This is a genomic window from Enterococcus sp. AZ062, from assembly GCF_051715065.1.
In the GTDB taxonomy this organism is placed as follows: Bacteria; Bacillota; Bacilli; order Lactobacillales; family Enterococcaceae; genus Enterococcus_B; species Enterococcus_B mundtii.
Window position 1 is genome coordinate 3104850 of record NZ_JBIOTB010000001.1, and the last position, 20496, is coordinate 3125345.

Annotated in this window: 18 protein-coding genes and 1 riboswitch; of the genes, 2 read left to right on the forward strand and 16 right to left on the reverse strand. The window is 39.9% G+C overall.

All coding sequences use genetic code 11. From position 1 onward, the window contains the following. Positions 1-10: 10 nt before the first annotated feature. From priA to IGJ00_RS14450, 6 genes are all read right to left on the reverse strand, one after another. Positions 11-2419: a primosomal protein N' gene (priA, locus tag IGJ00_RS14425; protein ID WP_071866545.1), complete on the reverse strand. Its 2409-nt coding sequence runs from the start codon at positions 2417-2419 to the stop codon at positions 11-13. 190 nt (positions 2420-2609) lie between these two features. Continuing rightward, positions 2610-2915, reverse strand: a complete 306-nt coding sequence (gene rpoZ, locus IGJ00_RS14430; RefSeq protein WP_010734097.1) for a DNA-directed RNA polymerase subunit omega — start codon at positions 2913-2915, stop codon at positions 2610-2612. Positions 2916-2919: 4 nt separating this feature from the next. Then, on the reverse strand, positions 2920-3534 hold the full coding sequence (gene gmk / locus IGJ00_RS14435) for a guanylate kinase (RefSeq protein WP_034688579.1): 615 nt from the start codon (positions 3532-3534) through the stop codon (positions 2920-2922). Positions 3535-3798: 264 nt separating this feature from the next. Next, entirely contained in the window at positions 3799-4689 is an 891-nt protein-coding gene (locus IGJ00_RS14440; RefSeq protein WP_074801781.1) for a YicC/YloC family endoribonuclease, read from the reverse strand. Between the two features lie 18 nt (positions 4690-4707). Further along, positions 4708-4926: a YdbC family protein gene (locus IGJ00_RS14445; RefSeq protein ID WP_019722353.1), complete on the reverse strand. Its 219-nt coding sequence runs from the start codon at positions 4924-4926 to the stop codon at positions 4708-4710. Further along, entirely contained in the window at positions 4896-6587 is a 1692-nt protein-coding gene (locus IGJ00_RS14450) for a patatin-like phospholipase family protein (protein ID WP_142433061.1), read from the reverse strand. Before IGJ00_RS14450 ends, IGJ00_RS14445 begins: the two co-directional genes overlap by 31 nt. Before the next feature lie 231 nt (positions 6588-6818). On the opposite strand from IGJ00_RS14450, the gene IGJ00_RS14455 reads away from it, so the two are divergent. Beyond that, positions 6819-7595 carry a hypothetical protein gene (locus IGJ00_RS14455; RefSeq protein ID WP_071866542.1) on the forward strand — a complete coding sequence of 259 codons (777 nt, stop codon included), beginning with the start codon at positions 6819-6821 and terminating at the stop codon, positions 7593-7595. Positions 7596-7648: 53 nt separating this feature from the next. On the opposite strand, the gene thiT is transcribed toward IGJ00_RS14455, so the two are convergent. The 9 genes from thiT to mprF all read right to left on the reverse strand — a co-directional run bounded on the left by thiT (position 7649) and on the right by mprF (position 18522). Next, entirely contained in the window at positions 7649-8233 is a 585-nt protein-coding gene (gene thiT, locus IGJ00_RS14460) for an energy-coupled thiamine transporter ThiT (protein ID WP_071866541.1), read from the reverse strand. Positions 8234-8316: 83 nt separating this feature from the next. Continuing rightward, positions 8317-8419: riboswitch (TPP riboswitch) on the reverse strand. Between the two features lie 23 nt (positions 8420-8442). Continuing rightward, positions 8443-9411: a ribose-phosphate diphosphokinase gene (locus tag IGJ00_RS14465; RefSeq protein ID WP_019722356.1), complete on the reverse strand. Its 969-nt coding sequence runs from the start codon at positions 9409-9411 to the stop codon at positions 8443-8445. An 89-nt stretch (positions 9412-9500) separates the two neighbouring features. Next, entirely contained in the window at positions 9501-10874 is a 1374-nt protein-coding gene (gene glmU, locus IGJ00_RS14470; RefSeq protein ID WP_074801778.1) for a bifunctional UDP-N-acetylglucosamine diphosphorylase/glucosamine-1-phosphate N-acetyltransferase GlmU, read from the reverse strand. Between the two features lie 156 nt (positions 10875-11030). Next, positions 11031-11849 carry a pur operon repressor gene (purR, locus tag IGJ00_RS14475; RefSeq protein ID WP_010734088.1) on the reverse strand — a complete coding sequence of 273 codons (819 nt, stop codon included), beginning with the start codon at positions 11847-11849 and terminating at the stop codon, positions 11031-11033. 175 nt (positions 11850-12024) lie between these two features. After that, positions 12025-12846, reverse strand: a complete 822-nt coding sequence (locus tag IGJ00_RS14480) for a metal ABC transporter permease (protein WP_438844558.1) — start codon at positions 12844-12846, stop codon at positions 12025-12027. Next, the gene (locus tag IGJ00_RS14485) at positions 12819-13499 is read right to left on the reverse strand and encodes a metal ABC transporter ATP-binding protein (RefSeq protein WP_074801775.1); all 681 of its coding nucleotides are present in this window, start codon (positions 13497-13499) and stop codon (positions 12819-12821) included. Before IGJ00_RS14485 ends, IGJ00_RS14480 begins: the two co-directional genes overlap by 28 nt. A gap of 18 nt (positions 13500-13517) precedes the next feature. Next, positions 13518-14456 (reverse strand): metal ABC transporter substrate-binding protein, encoded by a 939-nt coding sequence (locus IGJ00_RS14490; protein ID WP_142433062.1) that lies wholly within the window; start codon positions 14454-14456, stop codon positions 13518-13520. A 534-nt stretch (positions 14457-14990) separates the two neighbouring features. Then, on the reverse strand, positions 14991-15839 hold the full coding sequence (ispE, locus tag IGJ00_RS14495) for a 4-(cytidine 5'-diphospho)-2-C-methyl-D-erythritol kinase (protein WP_071866538.1): 849 nt from the start codon (positions 15837-15839) through the stop codon (positions 14991-14993). Between the two features lie 112 nt (positions 15840-15951). Next, complete coding sequence (gene mprF, locus IGJ00_RS14500; RefSeq protein WP_071866537.1) at positions 15952-18522, reverse strand: bifunctional lysylphosphatidylglycerol flippase/synthetase MprF; 2571 nt, start codon at positions 18520-18522, stop codon at positions 15952-15954. A 434-nt stretch (positions 18523-18956) separates the two neighbouring features. Between mprF and proC the strand changes: the two genes are divergently transcribed. After that, a complete protein-coding gene (gene proC, locus IGJ00_RS14505; protein ID WP_142433063.1) occupies positions 18957-19751 on the forward strand; it encodes a pyrroline-5-carboxylate reductase in 795 nt (264 codons plus the stop codon). 136 nt (positions 19752-19887) lie between these two features. Here proC and IGJ00_RS14510 read toward each other — a convergent pair whose 3' ends face one another. Further along, positions 19888-20289 (reverse strand): hypothetical protein, encoded by a 402-nt coding sequence (locus IGJ00_RS14510; RefSeq protein WP_074801765.1) that lies wholly within the window; start codon positions 20287-20289, stop codon positions 19888-19890. Between the last annotated feature and the right edge of the window lie 207 nt (positions 20290-20496).

The following is a 20496-nucleotide window of genomic DNA, read 5'->3' on the forward strand; positions in this document are numbered from 1 at the left end:
GTTTCCTTTCTTAAATAAAATGTAGCGGCTCATTGTCGATCGCAACAAATAGATTTTGTCGCTGTTCTTTTTGACTTTGATCCAAAATTTCTTTCAGGACGTTAGGCAGTTCTGGTTCATGTTTATATTTGATGATCAGCTGATAGTAATAGCGATTTTTCACACGTAAAACGGTGCTAGGTACCGGACCTAACAGAAGGCTGTTCGTTCCTAATACTTGCTTTAATTGACTGGCGATCTGAAAGATTTTTTTGGCTGCGACTTGTTCTTCTGGATGACTCGTCGTGATTTTCACAGTGAAGTAATAAGGCGGATAGCCTCCACGATGACGTACATTCATTTCTTGTTGATAAAAGCGTTCATAATTTTGTTCCTTTGCTAAAGTTACCGCATAGTGATTCGGATTAAATGTTTGGATCACAACTTCCCCAGCTTTTTCGGCTCTTCCTGCCCTTCCGGAGACTTGTGTCAATAGTTGGAAGGTATGTTCACTAGAACGAAAATCTGGCAGGTTCAACGATGTGTCTGCATTTAGAACGCCGACTAAGGTCACATCAGGAAAATCTAACCCTTTTGCGATCATCTGCGTTCCTAATAGAATATCCGCTTGTTTGTCCCCAAATTTTTGTAAGATTCGTTCATGCGCGCCTTTTTTTCTTGTGGTATCCACATCCATCCGCAAGATTCTTGCTTGAGGATAAAGTGCTTTTAGCTCTTCTTCCACTTTTTGTGTTCCCGTTCCATAATACCGGATTTTGTTTTCTCCACAATTTGGACAACGATGTGGGATCGCTTCTTCATGTCCACAATAATGGCAACGCATCGAGCGAGAATCCATATGGAGAGTCAAAGAGATATCGCAATTTGGGCAAGGCAAGACAAAGCCGCAATCTCGGCACATCACAAAGGAAGAATACCCTCGTCGATTCAATAGAAGAACTGTTTGTTCTTTTTTTTCTAATCGATCTTGGATTTTTTCTTGTAATAATTGAGAGAACGTCGATGCTTGATTCTTTTCGAATTCTTCACGCATATCGACGACTTCGATCTCAGGTAATTGCGCACTCATTTTCGCACGCTGACTCAAGTGCAACATGCGATAGACACCTTTTTGTGCACGGGCTCTTGATTCGAGGGAAGGTGTCGCACTCCCCAAAACGATCGGGCAATGATGGTAATTCCCACGCCATATTGCTAAATCTCTGGCATGGTAACGCGGGGTTTCATCTTGCTTATAGCTTGATTCATGCTCTTCATCAATGATGATCAAACCAATGTTGTCTAGTGGGGCAAAGATCGCTGAACGTGCACCGACGACGACTTGCGCTTCATTGCGCTCGATTTTACGCCATTCATCATATTTCTCACCTTGAGACAAGCCACTATGTAAAACTGCGACGGATTCTCCAAAGCGCCCTTTAAATCGTTCGACCATCTGAGGGGTCAATGCGATTTCAGGGACCAACATGATCGCTGTCTTCTTCTCTGCCAAGACATCAGCAATGGCTTGAAGGTAGACTTCCGTTTTCCCACTACCAGTAATTCCTTCAAGTAAAAAGGTGTCATTCTTTTCCTGATGACAGGCTTCAATGATCTGCTGAACCGCCGATTGTTGTTCTTCATTCAATTGTAAGGCAGTCGTTCGTTCAAATATCCGATCTTTATAAGGGTCGCGATAACTTTCGACTTCTTCGATACGCAACCAACCTTTATCTCTACCTTGATTCAATACGGCAGAACTGACTCCTTTTTCTTTGAAATAAGCAATAGGCATCGGGTTTTCCATTTCTGACAAATAAAGAAGTAATTCTTTTTGTTTTTTCGCATTTTGTCTCAAGGTGCCCCAAGCTTCATCGAGTTGTGCTTTTGACAAAAGAGAGTGAACGACACGGATCGTTTTCACTTTGTTTTTTGTATGGACTTCGTAACGGATATCAACTAGCTTGTTTTTACGCCAACGGATCAATTGCGGTAAGATCCCAGTTTCTTCCGCTTCCTTCCAAGAAATCTCTTGTCTACCTGCGAAAAATGCAACGACTTCTGGTTCATCGGTCACTGGGTAAATGAGCTTATCGTATTCTGCTTTCATGACACTTGGGAGCATCGTTTGTAAACAGGTGATCTTAAAAGCATAAGTAATGGTTTTCATATAGTCTGCTAACCTCATCAACTCTTGATTGACAACAGGTGCCAAGTCAAGTAATTGAAGGATCGGCTTTAATTCTTTTTTAAGAGGTTGCTCGTTGGCTGTCAACGCCATCACAAAGCCTTGGACTTGGCGATTGCCGTTTCCAAATGGTATCGCTACACGCATACCGACTTGGATAGCCGCTTCCATTTCAGAAGGAACCAAGTAGGTGAATGCTTGATCGGTTTGCATAGTTGGTACATCGACAATCACATCCGCAATAACAGTCATGGACTCCTTCTCCTTTCTTCATCTTGGTTTTAAACACAAAATGGCTCTTGCCTATTTTACTAGAGATTCCTTGTTTTGTCTTACTTTCTGCCAAATCCTAACAAAAAATTAACGCAGGAAAAAAAAGAGCCTAGGAACATTTCCCAAGCTCAAATCTTTCGCTATCCATAAGCTGAATAGTGAGTTGATTTTATAGTTTTTGCTCGTCACGAATACGCGACTCTAATTCTTGTTGTGCACGGTCTTTTTGCGCACGACGTTCTTCGTCTTCCATACGTAGACGTTCACGTTTTAATTCAGGATGTGGATCACTGATCACATTTCCTGCTTCGATTTCTTCTAAAGCTTGTCCAACACTTTTGACAGAATCAAATGAATCCATTGTTGGTTGTGCTTTTGCGTCTAATTCATGTGCACGTTTACTTGCTAAGATCACTAGAGAATATTTTGAATTCACGCGATCTAATAATGAGTCGATTGAAGGCTTTAACATCATAAGACTACATCTCCTTTAACATTTTGATATATTTTCCGATGACACGATCGACACGGAAATGTTCACTTGCAATAATATCTTTGATTCGGTTGACCGCTAATGGAACTTCATCATTAACAACAGCATAGTCATACAGTGCCATCATCTCGATTTCTTCCTTAGCGACTTTCATTCGTTCTTCGATTACTTCATCTGCATCTGTCCCACGCCCAACGATTCGTGATTTCAATTCAGCTAAATCTGGGGGCGTCAGGAAAATAAATACGCCGTCAGGTACTTTTTCTTTTACTTGTTGTGCACCTTGGACTTCAATTTCAAGAAAAACGTCTTTTCCTTCGTCTAAGGTTTTGTTGACATACGATAGTGGTGTACCATAATAATTCCCGACATATTCTGCATATTCCAACATTTCGCCTTCAGCGATCATTTGTTCAAATTCTTCGCGGCTTCGGAAATAGTAGTCGACTCCTTCAACTTCTCCTTCACGCATCTTGCGTGTCGTCATCGAAATCGAATATTGGAAATCATTATCCTCACTCTCAAAAATTGCTTTTCGCACTGTGCCTTTTCCCACACCCGATGGACCAGACAACACGATTAATAATCCACGCTCTGACATGACGACGTCCTTTCAACTAGTCTTTTTTATACTATTGCTTATTTTGCACTTTTTTCTTGCAACTTTCAAGGCTATTTTTTTATTATAGCTAGAAAACCTAGAAAAAGCTAGTCTACTTCCCACTAAAGAGTCCGAGACAAAAGTAAAATTTACTTTTGTTGTATACCTAAAAAACGAATAAACGGCGGGAACAGGAGTAACCTCTTTGGAAATAAGACGGAATCCTGCCTAACGGACAGGTCATCGATCAGACAGGCTGGACACTTATTCAATATTTTGGATTTGCTCACGGATTTTTTCTAAAATCGTTTTAGACTGAACAACATGGTTTTTGATTTCGATCGCGCTTGATTTTGAGCCGATCGTATTGATTTCGCGATTCATCTCTTGTAAAAGGAAATCTAGTTCTCTACCGATGGGATAATCTGCTTCAAGTAGCTCTTCCAATTTCTGCGTATGGATGATTAAACGGTCGATTTCTTCATGGATATCGCCACGCTCTAAAAGAATCGCTATTTCGGTCAATAAACGATCTCGCTCAACTTCTGTACCAAGAAAAGCTTCTAATTTTTCTTGGTATCTCGTCTGAAATTCTTGCTCGTAAATCTCGACAAAGCTAGCTAATCCAGCAATATTTTGTTTTAATTCTGCGGTTTGTTGAAGTAAAACGTTCGCCAAAGCTTGGCCTTCTATACTCCGACTTTCTTCGATTGAACGAAGTGCCGTTTGCATCGTTTCTTTCGCTAATTGTGCAAGTAATTCTTGATCCTCTTCCGTTGCTTCAGCAATTGTCACAAACTCTTCGTTTAGTGCAAAACGTTCGATCAGTTTACCGATCGACAATGCGTTCGCTTCGCCATACCTTTCTTTAATACCGGTAGTCATCTGTGTATAGAGCGTATCGATCAGTTGCCAATTGATCGTCACTTTTTTATCTTGTTCACCTAAATATGTTAGGTTGATAAAGACATCGACACGTCCTCGACTTAACTTCGTTTTGATCAATTGTCTCAGTTCATTCTCAACAAAGCCTAATACTTTAGGGCTACGTATCTGGATATCTAAAAACCGTTGATTGACGCTTTTGATCTCGATTTCAAGTTGATAGTTCTTTTTTTCGCGGATGGCATTGCCAAAGCCAGTCATGCTCTTCATGCGACAGAGTCCTTTCTTTTACATATTTTTAATTGCTTTTTGTAACTCTTCAAACTCTTCGTTCGTTAATGTTAGTCCCTTACCCATTTTTTCATGGTCCGGTGCCCAATCCCGCAAGTCAAATTTCGGTGGTCTACCATTCCAACTCACTAAGTTCAATTCTTTGCGCCATCCTTTATTGTTTTCAGATAATACTGCAATTTCTTCTACGATCTCATATGAGAATTCTTGTGCCATTTTTGTTCCTCCTTTATATGATAAAGATAGAGATACATCAGAGTTTCTACTGTATCTGCATTGAGTTGTCGTTGTAAGCGATCACGCTTTTTTTCTTTCACGTATTGGTAGATCGCGTGTTCCTTCATTACGTGTATTTTAGCATTTCGCTCCAGTTTTCGAAACTTCAACCATTCGCTGGCGTTTAATTGACCGACCTTTTTTAAAAATGCTTCATCGATTTTACTTTCTTGGCAAATGATTGGTAACATTTCTTCGACGGTATACACTTTATTCGGTAAGATCAATTTTTGTTTCGCTAGTAGCTCAAGCATCGCCAATCCGCATGTTTCACTTGTGACCCTGTCTTTATATACATTACGCAAGTCCCGCCAGAATTTTTCTTTGTAAAAAAAGGATACGTCTAAATCAAGTGTTTCGACTAAGAAACGTAAGAAACGTCGCCAATAACGTTCAGCTGGCTTTGCGGTTTCAAACGTATACCAGTTTCCTTGATAGATCCCTAAACATTTTTTAGCCTCTAAATAACCTAATTGGATATTCAATTGGTTTCTTTGTCGCTCAAAAACTAAGAAACCACCTAAAGACCAGTTTGAACAACATTTCCAGGTCACCAAAGCATCAGGTTCCTTGTATTTTTTGGCTACACCAGGTCCTTGGACATCGACAATCAAGACTTCGGTTGCACCTTGTTGGATAGCAACATCTACTGGCACGTTATTTCGATAGCCACCATCAACATATTTTGATCCATCGATCTGGCGATAAGCCATGGCAGGATAAAAAGAAGCAGAGGCGAGGATCCAATCGGCGATCTCTGTTGGTTCTAATGCTTGCATCTTTGTAACTGTTTCTTGAAATTCTGGGATTTTAGTTGCGATTGTATAGAGTTGCGGTTTTTCTGTACATTTGATTTTTTCTGCATCTAGGTATTGCTCTAGTAACGCTTCCAACGGTGCAATCGAGGTTCCTCCTTCGACTACTGCACGACGTGTCATCAAGCTGGCTTCTTGGATATAACGTTGCCTCAAATCTTCTGATAAGGCAACCTCTGGTAAAGCCAATACTTGATTGGTTGATAGTTCCTGCCATAACTCAATGGCTTGTGCTAGTTGATCCTGAACGACTAAAGCCCCATTTAGCGCACCTACAGAAGTGCCAGTAACGAGTGAAATCTCTAGATTTTCTTCTTTCAATGCTTTCCAAACACCTATTTGATAAGCTCCATGCGCCCCGCCCCCACCTAAGACAAGCCCTGTATGATAGGAAAGTTCCTTCTCAAACGATTGCGTTCCCGAATAACCACTTCGGTGGAAAAGGTCGACCATGTTGGGTGAGATCGAATGATCAAAGCGGACGAGTCCGTATTTTTTGAAAAAATAACGACCCGTACTTTCTAACAATAGGAAAATATCGGACCACTGCCAATATTCTTCTTCAATCAACACGTTGGTATAGATCATTTTTTCATTCGTTATTTCTGCAGTAAAGTAAATGTTCAGCCTTTTCGATACGATCTTCCATGCCTGTTGTTTTTTTGCCTGTTGCCAAAAATGTTGCCGGCTTTCTTGATGTGTAGTAAAAAAACTAAAAACTTGTTTTGCTTGCTGCACTCGATTCTGCTGATAACGTTCCGACCAATAGACTTTTTGAACTTTCATAGACACCTCGTATTCTCTTTTTCTTTTATTATATCAGTAATCAGAAAAAAAGGGCGGGGTGAATAGTTATCCGATTCCAGTGTTATATATATATAAATTTTTACTCTATGTTCATCTTTTATTCATAAAAAAAAGTTGCTTTGTAATCGAATTTTAAAATAAAAGAAACAAGCTTTTTTTCAGTAAATGTTGTAAAATGAAAGGGATGAGATACAGGGGAGGAGGAGCATGATGAGTGATTCAGTATATGTACATATCGATACAACTAGTAACGCCGTTTTGACCAAAGGGCTGACTATCAATGATTTTTCAAATAGCATCGTGCATTTCCCTCAAAATCTACTTTTGTTGGACCCTTCCGCATCTGCTGGAGAATATGAATCACACACAGGCTTGAAGGTCATTCGTGGAACTGAGAATATCCAAAGATTTTTCCAAACCGTTCGTAGCCGTAACAATAATACGGATCTTAAATGGATCGATTTTACTGATTTGACGATGTTAAAAGAATTAAGTCCTTTAGAAATCTCAGAGTTGCTTTATTTTGGTCATATGAAAACACATCTCCATTCACCTTTTTTCTATAAATTACAAAATAACTTTGTTTATTTTGATTTGAGCGATCATCTAGGTAGAACCTATTATCGTTATTTAGATGAATTTTATCGGATTTTTGCCAACAAATTAAGCACGATCTTGGCGGGGAAAATCAACGAAAAAAAATCATTCTTTCGAAAAGAGATCCCCGTTGAAAAAATCAGTGTGGAGATACTGAAAAAGATGCGTAATTTGATGCAAGAAGGAATCATTTTTTCGTTTGATCAAGCAGGTTTGGTCGATGACAAGTATGAGATCCCGATTTATGTCATTGAAGATTACGTTTGGAAATTAAAAGGGACACGTTACTTGGAAGAAAAACCGGTAGCTGTTCTCGTCTATCATGCCACTCAACAACGTTGGCAACTAGACGGCAACGTTTCTGATTTTGTCTACAACACATTTGTATAATGACATTCAACTCCACTAAAAAAGCGTAAAGGTAGCTACCTTTACGCCTTTTTTTAATTTTTGCTTTTACGTACTTGCAATCCTTCTCCTTCAAATAAAGAAGGAACGGTCTGTTCAATACCTAGTAGGACAATAGTTGTTACAATCCCAGTAGCTAACCCACTAGCGCCATTCATGACTAAGGAGAACAACCATGGATTCATCCCCCATAGTGCGAAACTTCCCCAAAAAGCAACCCCAGCGACAAAATGCCAGAAATATCTGGCAGTCACACCAACGAATGTCGCTAAAATGATCGTTGAGGCCATTTTCTTACGATTGCCTTGCAGATAACTCTGCTGCATTCTTTGCGAAAAAATCCCTGCAACGCCAGCAAACGTGAACGCGATCGGATACTCGATCAATACTTGGATGACACTCAAATAATAGACAGTTCCCATGGGAAAATGAAGGATTCCCCACAGAAAAGCCGATCCCATACCAGCTTTCCAACCCCTTCTTAAGGCAAATAAAGTTAAAGGGATTTGTCCGAGCGAGATTGCAAAACTACTACCGATTTGTAGAGGAATCATCGACAATACTAAAGATAATGCTGCGACGATCGTTCCCTCGATCCAGACACGATGATTCTTATTCATAAAAAAGCTTCCTCCTTTATAATTGGACATCACAAAGGAGGAAGCAAGTTTGTTTTTTTACAAACAGCTTCGTGCTTTCACACTAGCTATTCATTCACAATTCCTACGCTCGCATAACCGAAACAGGTACGAAGGGTTTAGAATATATTCAGTCTCAGCCCAAAATGGACTCCCCTTTGTGATTGTAATTATTTAGTTTTTATTTTCCTTTATCTTTTTGTTTCAAATAAAGGACTAACTGGTTTGTTTTCATGGATACGTTTGATTGCGTCACCCATCAAGCCACCAACGCTTACTTCGTCAATCTTATCAATTTTGCGATCTTCTGGCAAATAGATTGAATCCGTTACAACTAAGCGCTCGATTGCAGAGTCTTCGATTCTTTGTAAAGCAGGTCCTGACAGTACAGGATGTGTACATGAAGCATAAACGCTCACTGCTCCAGCTTCTTTCAACGCATTGGCAGCCAATGTGATCGTTCCAGCTGTATCGATCATGTCATCGATCAAGACACACGTTTTGCCTTCTACTTGACCAATGATATTCATCACTTCTGCCACGTTTGCTTTTGGACGGCGTTTATCAATGATTGCAATTGGTGCTTTTAAAAATTCAGCCAATTTGCGTGCACGAGTAACACCACCATGGTCAGGTGAAACAACGACAACATCATCGCCTTGAATCCCTTTTTCTAAGAAGTAATTCGCAATCAGTGGTGCGCCCATCAAATGGTCGACCGGAATATCAAAGAAACCTTGGATTTGGACTGCGTGCAAGTCAAGTGTCAACATTCTTGTTGCTCCAGCTTTTTGGATCATATTTGCCACTAATTTTGCAGTGATTGGTTCACGCGCGCGCGCTTTACGGTCTTGACGTGCGTAGCCGTAATACGGCATTACAACGTTGATCGTTTTGGCACTTGCACGCTTCAATGCATCGATCATGATCAACAGTTCCATCAGGTTATCATTTACCGGACTACTTGTTGATTGAATAACATATACGTGTGAACCACGGATACTTTCTTCGATATTGACTTGGATCTCACCATCACTAAATTGAGTGACGGATGATTTTCCTAATTCAACCCCAACAGCTGCAGCAATTTTTTCTGCCAATGGACGATTTGAGTTTAATGCAAATATTTTTAATCTTGGATCAAAGTAATGTTTGGACATGAGGACCTCCGCTTTCTTTTTCACAACTCTACTACCTAATAAATACTAGTCATATTTGCCGAATAAATCAAGTGATTTTGCAAAAAGTATCAATTTGAATATGGGAGTTTCTTCGCGTATCCTTCTTTATTGACTTGTCTAGCGCGTGCGATTGCCATCGCATGTTCAGGAACATCGTTAGTGATCGTCGAACCAGCAGCGATACATGTATTCTCTGCCACTTCCACTGGCGCCACAAGATTCGCATTTGACCCAATAAAACTATGGTCACCGACTGTTGTATGATGTTTTGCTTTTCCGTCATAATTGACAAAGACGACACCACACCCCACATTGATTTCTTCACCTAGTGTGGCATCCCCGACATACGTCAAGTGACCAACTTTTGTGTTTTTGCCTATTTTCGCATTTTTCACTTCTACAAAGTTGCCGATATGGACGCCTTCTGCAATTTCTGCTTTTGGACGTAAATGGGCATACGGTCCTACATCTGCTTTACTTTTGACAACACTGTGTTCGATCACTGAGTTTTCGATGACTACTTGGTCACCGATCTTGCTGTCAACAATACGTGAATGTGCACCAATAAAACAATCTTCGCCAATTTCTGTTTCCCCTTGGATCTGAACGCCCGCTTCGATCACTGTATCTGAACCAATCACAACATCTGCATCAATATACGTAGTTGCAGGATCAACAAAGCTAACGCCATTGACCATATGTTTTTTGTTGATTCTTTGGCGCATCAACTCGTTTGCTTTTGCTAGTGCCATACGATCATTGACACCCATACACTCATCGAAATCTTCCGTCTGATACGCAGCAACTGGATTTCCAGCATCTTTCAGGATCTCAACGATGTCTGTTAAATAATACTCGCCTTGTGCATTGTCGGTTCCTACTTTATCCAATGCTTCAAATAACGCTTTGTTATCGAAACAGTAAGTTCCTGTATTGATTTCTTGAACTAACGCTTCTTCTGGAGAAGCATCTTTTTGCTCAACGATTTTTTCAACGATTCCTACATGGTCACGAATGATTCTGCCATAACCTGTCGGATCTTCTGCTTGTGCAGTCAAAATCGTGGCACTTGCATTTTTCCCTTGATGGTATTCAAACAAGTTGTTCAACGTCTCAGTTGTCAACAAAGGGGTGTCACCACTAATGACTAACGTCGTGCCTTCCTTGCCTGCTAAAAATGAGGCTGCTTGTAGTACCGCATGACCCGTCCCAAGTTGTTCAGCTTGTAACGCATACTCGCTGCGCTCGCCTAACTGAGCTTTGACTTTCTCTGCACCGTGACCAACGATCGTCACGATTTGATCAGGGTTTGTCTCACTTACACGGTTGATGATATGTTCGACCATCGGTTTTCCAGAAACAGGGTGTAGGACCTTGTATAGTTTTGATTTCATGCGAGTACCTTTACCCGCGGCTAATATGATTGCATAACGTGCATCCAAATATGTCACTCCTAAATTACGATTTATTATTTTTAGTTTAGCCCAGTCGCTCTTTTTTTTCAACTAAACGTTCATTTTAGCAACCAGGACGCAAAAAAAAGAAGAGACATCATCCATCGCCTCTTCTTTTTCCATAGCACCGCTATGTTCGTTGTTTTATTCTTCGAAATAGTTACCTGGTACTACAGTGATATTTTTCGTTTTTGTATCCACATCTTTGACGTAAAGTAGTGACGTGTAGTCATTGATTGCGCGATGTCCGTTGAATTTTGATTCCGCAAACACAGTGATACCGACAAGCTCAGATTCAAATTCTTCAATCAAGCTCTTCATTCCGTTCACTGTTCCGCCGCCTTTCATAAAGTCATCGACGACAAGCACGCGAGAACCACGTTTCAAACTTCTTTTTGATAGTTCCATTTTTTCGATCCGTTCCGATGAACCTGAAACATAGTTCACACTCACTGTAGAACCTTCTGTGATCTTAGAGTCACGACGTACGATGACAAACGGTGCGTTCAAGTAATAGGAAACGGCTTGAGCGATAGGCACCCCTTTTGTGGCTACAGTCATTACAGCATCGATTTTTTCTCCTAAATATTTTGAGGCAATGATTTTCCCTACTTGACGTAATAGCTCAGGTTCTCCTAATAGATCAGATAAGTAAACATAGCCTCCAGGGAGTAAACGGTCTTGTTCAGACAAGCGCTCAGCTAGCGATTCAACATATTTCTTTGCTTCTTCGTAGGAAATCTCCGGAATGAATAGAACACCTCCGGCTGCGCCAGGGATTGTTTCAAGCGTTCCGTAACCTCTTTCTTTAAATGTTTTTTTGATGATCCCCAAATCTTCACTGATCGAAGATTTAGCAGATTCATAACGTTCGGCAAAGCTTGTTAATGAAATCAATTCATGCGGATGATCTAATAAATACTGTGTCATATCGACAAGACGCTCACTGCGACGTACTTTCAAAAATTCCAGCTCCTTTTTCCAACAAATTTTATCGTGTTTCATTATATAAGTTTTTTCGGGAAAATTCGAGCATTTTATCCAAAATTAAGAAAATAGTTCGGTATTTATAAAAAAACAGGTAGCTATTTAAGACATTTGTTTGTCCCAAATAACTACCTGTTTTTCAAATAGTAATCTATTTTTTCCTTCTAATTCCTAATAAAATACGTTTACTCAAGTTGACTAATAAGAATAAAAAGATAAATACTAACGTGATAGTTGCCCCTGGAGGTGTATCCAAGTAAAACGAACTAGTCAACCCAGAAAGCATACCAATAAAACCAACGATGATACTAATCAATATGACAATATTGAAGCTTTTCCCTAAACGCATCCCGATTGCTGCTGGTAAAACCATAATAGCAGAAATCAGCAACGCGCCTGCTATCGGGATCATAACAGCGATTGCTACCCCAGTAATGATATTGAACATCATTGACATCCAACGAACCGACAGTCCATCGACATGAGCGGTGTCTTCATCAAAGGTCAACACGTACATCGGACGTTTGAATAAGAAAAACAAAAGACCGATCACTGCAAACAAAATACCTAGGAATAGAACTTGTGGCCAAGTGATCGTCACAATCGATCCAAATAAATAAGATTGGATGCTCGTGGCAGAATTACCCCCACTCAAATTCATCAAAACTAATGCAAGCGCAAGTCCTCCTGCCATTAAGATCGCAATGGAAATCTCTGAATACGTACGATACATCGAACGTAGGTATTCTAAAATGATTGCAGCGATAACGACTACCACCATTGTGGTCATCGTTGGATTGAGATTGAGGAAAAATCCTAAGGCTACCCCTGCTAAAGAAACATGAGACAGTGTATCTGCCATCAACGATTGCCGACGTATCACTAAGAATACTCCTAACATCGGTGCGATTCCTGCAATAAAGATCGCAGCAAGAAATGCCCGCCTCATGAATTCATATGAAAGCAACGCCATTGAGAATCCTCCTTTCTCACTAAACGGATTTGTCGATCCGCATATTGTTTGATGTCTTCGTGATCATGAGTGATCATCAATACAGCTTTACCATGGTCGTGTGCGCTATGGCGCAACAAACGATAAAATTCATTTCGTGATTCTTCATCCATTCCAGTAGTTGGTTCATCAAGTACAAATAAATCTGGATCAGTCGCAAAAATACGTGCTAAACTGATTCGTTGCTTTTGACCACCAGACAGCTCACCGATCCGACGATGACGCATATCCCACATACCAACAGATTCTAAGGCACGCTTGACATGCTCATGGTCTTTTTCGCTTAACCGTTTGAACCAACGACCTCTCGGATATCTGCCAGAACGTACTAATTCTAAGACTGTACTAGGAAAACCCGCATTAAAGGAAGAAACTTGTTGTGGAATGTACCCGATACTTAATTTGTCTCCTTCTTGATTTTTTCCTGCAATTTTTATGGTCCCTTTAGAGGGTTTCAATAGCCCCAAAGAAGCTTTGATCAATGTAGATTTTGCCGCTCCGTTTTCACCAGTTAAAATCACAAATTCACCGGCATCTACATGATAAGAAACTCCTTCTAACACAGGTTCTTCATCATAATAGAAAGTAAGATCGGCTATTTCGATATAACGCACATAGAGGACTCCCTTCCTTTACTTTATGCTTTCTTTTAATGCCTCTAGGTTTTTCTCCATGGTAGAAATGTAGGTTTCACCCGCTTGGATTTGTTCATTCGTCAAACTCTCAAGGGGGTTGAGTACTTCAAGTTTTACACCTGTTTCCTTCGATAATGTCTCTGCTACTTTAGATGACGCATTTTCTTCAAAATAGATGACTTCGATTTTATTTTGATCGACAAAATCTTTCAATTCAGCTAATCGACTAGGTGTAGGCTCTTGATCCGGTGAGACTCCTGAGATGGCTACTTGTTTTAGGTCGTAGCGATTTGCTAAATAAGCAAAGGCAGCATGTTGCGTCACAAACGTTCGGTTTGTTGCACCTTTTAATGCTTCTGTATAGGCCTGATCCAATACTTCTAATTTTTTGATATAAGCTGCGGCATTTTGGTCAAATGTGTCTTTCTTCTCTGGATATTTCTTGCCGAGCTCTGTAGCAATCGTCTGTACTTCTTGGATCGCTAATGTTGGATCTAACCAAACATGAGGGTCATAGGCATGGTCATGCTGATGTCCTTCTGATTCTTCGTGCTCTTCTTCATGCTCTTCTTGTGACTCTAGACGTTCAATTCCCTTAGCGGCTTCGATCATCAACGTTCGATCGGTATCGACCGTGTCTTTCAATGAGTCAACAAAAAATTCCATATCTGAACTGTTATAAACAAAAACATCTGCATCCGCAATGGTTGCACTTTGTTTGGCACTTGGCTCAAAATCATGGGGTTCCGTTCCTGCGGGGATCAATAATTCGACCTTCCCAGTATCACCAACGACTTCTTTCGTAAATTCATACATCGGGTAAAACGTTGCGACAACGTTCAACTCATCTTGTGCCGATTCTTGGGTTGTCTGTCCACACGCTGTAAATAGGAAAGCTCCTATTGCTAAAGATGCGGCTAATAAATATTTCTTCATATATGCTCCTTTCAAAACAAATCGTAATATTACGATTTATCAACGAGGATTAATGTACCAAATTAAAAAAAAACAGTCAATAGTTTAACCTGATTTTCTGATTTAAATGCAAACTTATCCTGTAAATCGGAAAACAAATGAATTGCCCGTCATATCAACAACGAACGTAATCGTTTTCTTTCAACTTTGGTTAAAAAGTGTCTGTTCAACACTATTATTTTTTGTTCCGATAACACTGAACGATTGGTTGAGATTGATAACAAAAAAGAAGGTAACGATCCTTCATCTTCTAAAACGAAATCAGCGGGAAAGATGTCTAGGTTATTAGTCCTCCCACATCTCCTAAAACTGAATAAACGGCGGGACTAGAAGTAACCTCTTCGGAAACAAGGCGCCATCCACAAAAATTTGAAAAACAATTTTCGTGGATGGCGCCTTATTTCTCGAGGCTAAACACTTCTGTTCCGACCTCTTTTACCGCTTATTTCTCGAAGCTGACTACTTCCGTCATGACATCGTGTCTCTTTCATGCGTTTATAGCGTTCTGACAAGATAAACTTCCTCACAAAAACCTTTTAATCCGTTGTAGACGCGTTGGGCTCTGGAATAGTGTTGACAAAGGGCAAAAACAGTTGGACCACTACCACTCATCAGGGCCGCATCTGCGCCATATTTGATCATTCGCTCTTTGATTTGATAAATGACCGGATGGCGTTTTCCTGTCACATCTTCAAGACTGTTCCCCATTTTCGTCAACATTTTTTGATAATCTTGTTGTCGAAGCGCATCAGCCAAACCAGGAATATCTTGATGTTGGATTTTTTGCGTATCGATTTCTCGAAAAACAGTTCGTGTCGAAACACTCATTTTAGGTTTTACCAAGATGATCCAGCAAGAGGGCATCGCTGGCAACAATTGGACGATTTCTCCCTTTCCGCCTACGTAAGCTGTTTGTCCGTAAACACAGTAAGGTACATCTGTCCCCACTTCCAAACCAATCTCAGCTAGTTCTTCTAAGCTACAGCCTAAATCCCATAACCGGTTGATCCCTCTTAATGCTGCAGCACAATCTGTACTTCCACCACCTAGTCCAGCGGCAACAGGGATATTTTTCTTCACAGCGATTTTTACGCCTTTTTTTATCTGGTATTTCTTTTTCAGCAACAAAGCTGCTTGATACACATTGTTACGCTGATCTACCGGTAAAAATGCTTTATTCGTCTCAACAATGATCCGATCTTCCGATAGCTCTTCAAAGAACAAGTGATCAGCTAAATCTACACTTGACATCACCATTTCCAACTCATGATACCCATCTGGTCTTTTATATAACACATCCAACCCTAAGTTTATCTTCGCTGGTGCTTTTTCAATCAATTCCATCCTCTCACCCATTCGAAAAGTCTAAGTCGAAAGTATTCTATCATAGGGGAAAATAAAAGTATAGCTTCCACCAACATGCGTAAACACTTTCCTCACAGCTTTACAATCATTTTTACAATTCTGTCAGAACTTCTTCTGCTAGACTTGTTCCTTTTTCTTTCCCTTTACCAATCAATAAGAAAAGCTGCCATGTGGCTAAAGTAAAACTACTTCCTTTCATATACGCAAAATAACGGCCTTCCCAATGAGTAACATACCGTTGTTTTTCTTCGTAAGTTAATTGGAATGAGTAAAAGAAATTCCCGTAATTGAAGATGATCCTCATCACTTTTTCTTGCAAGAACGAGAAATCAGTTTCTCCGACATTTGCAAGGGGAGCCAGCCCTAGATTCGCTTCTGCATACCCATTTTTGCGATAGACATCCAGTAGATTTGCAAGTAAGTAATCACCTAGACTATTCGGCTGGTTCGGTAGATACCGCAATAAATCATACCCCGCTTGGCGGTCATTGATTGGTTGAGATGTAATGAACCCAACGATTTTCTGCTCTTTCCTAACAATACCAATACCACTCATCAAGAGATAATCTTTCTCAAAATAACCAACAGAGAAATGCTTCTCACGAGAACCATCCAACCATTTTTGAGAAACTTCCTGAATCGGTTCGAGCAACTCTTCAGGTAATTGGTCATACCAAGTAAAATGGTATCCCTCATTCGTCAAACGTTGCAATTCGATCTGCTTTGTACGCCAGTGAAGCGCGTCTGAAGAAAGATTAGTAATCGCTGCTTCTCCAACTTTTGCAAAGTGAAAACCCGCTTCGTGAAGCATGACGACATAACTTTCGGATACTTTATAAAAAGCTAATTCATAGCCAAAACAATCGGCTTTTTTCAAAAACTCATGCGTAGCTGTACGTATCTTCGTTGGATCACCAATCGGATCACCAAGAACAAAACATTTATTTCCTTTGATTTGGTAACCAAACACTACTTTATCTTGACCATTTTCCTGATAATAAAAATAAGTATATCCAGGTAAGTGCAGATAATGACTAGCCGCGGTTCCACCATAGGCTGTCAAGAGGCGATTTAAACGCATTTGATCCAGAGGTTCACCAAACCCTGTTTCTGAAGCTAAATATTGGTACAATGCAACTAACGCAAGTAATGAGATTCCTAAACCAATCAGTCCTGAAAACCAAACATCCTCAGATGGAAAGAGAATAAAGCGATTCGCAGTTAAATCTCCTACCCAAAAACTTCCACGGTGATAGCCTGCGATTGCATAAACAATAAATAAAAAGCCAAACAAACACGCATCAAATATGATTGCTCCCCATGAATAGACGAACTTTTCACGATAAAACTCTTTTCGGGATAACCACACCGCTAATAAAATCAAAAGGTATACAACAATCAGTTCCCATGATAAGGTGCGCATTACAGTATTGATGATTCCAAAAGCGAGTAAAGCAATAGTAGGAATAAACGCTTTTTTGACTTTCATCGCTAAAGCTCTAGCTAGCCCTAACAATAAGAACCCAACCAGCAGGTTCAATGACTGATCTAAAAAATCAAACGAAAAGGGTAAGAGTATTTGAAACAACCGACTGACAGTCGAAAGATTCGTGATCGTTGAAAGTAAGACCATCATGATTCCCGCAAAATAAACGGCACATACTAACACTAAATGAGCAATTTTTTGAAAAAATAGTCGGGGAATATTATCTAAAAATCGATTGATTTTGACGCCTGTGTGTGTCAAAAATAAAACGATCCCTGAAAGAAATGGTAGAACATAGTAGAACAAACGATAATAAAGCAACCAAACAAGTGCAACATCTTGCCGCACGCCAAGTTGACTCATTCCTAAGATCATCAGCACATCAAATGTGCCTACACCACCTGGTACCATTGTCAACATCCCAATCAATGTGGCAATGATAAACATAGGGTACAAGGACCATACAGAAATATCTACAGCCATCAAGCGCCCAATCAACAAGAAAACCACTAAGGCACCAGTCCATTGTCCAAAGGAAGCCAGTAACAAGCCCAGTAAACCTTTAGGATAAAATTCTGCAAATAGCGTTTTACGTTTCAAATAGGCAAACAAAAAGATAAGTGGTGCTAGAAAGCTACCACCAAATAACCAAATCCAATAACTACGAAACACACTATCTGTTTGAAGAAAGAAGACATTGATGAACGTCACTAATGACCAAATAGAAAGACCCGTCAATAGAAACAAAGCAACCTTAGAGACTGTTGCCAACACCATTTTTCGATTCGTGTGCTTGCCATAAAAACTGGCGCGCAAGCTTGCTCCGACAATCCCTCCGAATCCTGCCAAGTTATTGATCGTATTCGTGATCCATGCAGATAGCAAAAAGTCTTTACGACTCATTTTGGGCTTGCCTTGTTTTTCCAATACTCGAATCGTTACCCAATCATAAAGTAACATCGGCATCACACCAATCAAACCTGCTAATATCATCCATGCTAACGTGACATGACTTTGTTGTTCCATCGTGTGCCAGACATCTTGCCAACTCATCCCATGGGCAATGTTTGCGACTTGATTTGCCACAAAAACAAGGATCGATCCAAAGAAAATCAGCTTCAAAATCAACTGATGTGCTTTCACCCACTGGATCATGATCTGTAATTTATTTTTCACCGGCACCCTTCCTCACCTGTAGACTTTCTAAACATATACATTCATGTTATCTTATTTACATTGATTTTTCCACTTTGGGCATTAGGTTGTGAAAGAAGCGCTTTGACCTGAGCAATAAGCTGGAAAATCGGAAAATAGCTTCTCATATTTTTTGATTTTTCAGCTTAGTGTTGAAGGTCAGCTTCTTGAACACCGTTTATCGAGGTCGTGAAAAAGCCGTTAAGCTCCAAGTAGTAAGGCAGAACGTGGGAAAATAGCTCCTCATATTTTTTCACGTTTTGACTTACTATTGAAGGAGCTGGCTTTTGAACACCGTTTATCAAGGTTGTGAAAGAAGCACTTTGACCTGAGCAGTAAGCTGGAAAAACAGTTCGTCTCTCGACTTGCAGATTATGAGAAAGAAAGCTATGCTAAAAATCAAAGGAGAGGATTACATGAAAATCGGATTTATCGGTACAGGAAATATGGCACAAGCAATTATTCACGGTATCTTAGCAAATAATCTAGTGGCTAAAGAAGATATTTTTGTTTCAAGCGGTCATTATGAAAATGCTCAACGCTTTGCTGGTAAAGTTGGGATCAATGCTTGTCAAACCAATCAAGAGATTGCTGAAAAAGCAGAAATCGTTGTTTTGGCAGTAAAACCAAAAATCATCGAACAGGTGTTAAATGAATTACGCGACTATCGTAAACAACAGTTGTTTATCTCAATTGCTTCAGGAAAATCGCTTGCAACACTAGAACAAGCACTTGATCCAGAAGCTGCTATCGTTCGTGTGATGCCCAATGTCAACGTGAGTGTGGGCGCGGGTGTTTCTGCAATCTGCAAAAACCAAGCAGCAACAAATGAACAGTTGACACAAGCGACACAAATCTTTGAAGCGATTGGTAGTGTTTATCCTTTAGCAGAAGATGATTTCAGTACATTTATTGGATTAGCTGGAAGCTCCCCTGCTTTTATTTATATGTTGATCGATGCAATGGGACGTGCAGGTGTTTTACATGGACTACCTAAAAAAACAGCAACGGAAATTGCAGCCAAAGCGATTTTAGGTTCCTGTCAAAAGTTCCTAGCAAGCCATGAAAATCCTTGGGAATTAGTTGACCAAGTATCTTCTCCAGGCGGAACGACAGTTGCTGGTGTCGTCGCATTAGAAGAAGCTGGGTTTATCCCCGCGATCATCACAGGGATTACCAAAACGATCGAAAAAGACAAAGAAATGTTGTAAACGAAGAAGCGATACAAGGATAGACTGAAAAAAATAAAATCTAATATGGTTAAAACAAAACAAGCCGAAGAATCCGAAAACACCTGTGCCTACTTCCGGATTCTTCGGCTTGTTTATAGTGAACATTTGCTATTATTTATTTCTTGTTTTTATGCGAAGTAAAAGTTACTCCACATAAAATTAGTATTCCTACAAGCATTAATCTAGCGTACAAAAAACGTGTAATCTCAAATCTTTCAACTTCAAATGAGCTTACTATTTTAGGTGGTAAGTAAAAACACAAGAATAGAAGAACCGCATATTGGATTTTTCTTATCCTAGTTTCATTCTTAAACGGTTTAACGGATAAAAATGGAACGCCAAAAACATAGCCTAAACCACTGGTTGATATTAGTATAGATTTATTTCCTTTCAATAAAAACTCAACCAAGCCGATAAAGGCTAATACAAGTGAAAATATAACTAGTAATTGAACGATGTATTTCTTCATACGATTAGTCATCTCGTTCTGTGATGCTTTCCATGATGTACCCTCCATGAGTCATCCCATACTTCTCGAACATATCATCCAGTCATATCACCAGTAGCTAAAGAGAATGCACTTGCTTCTCCACTAGATAACATACTCATTGTGACAGACAAGGTAAAAATTTCAGATTTAATCATTTATACTCCTCCTTTAACATTTAGTGAGAGTGCTCGCTAAACATTAAACCACTCATTTAGAGTACTGTATTCAATAATT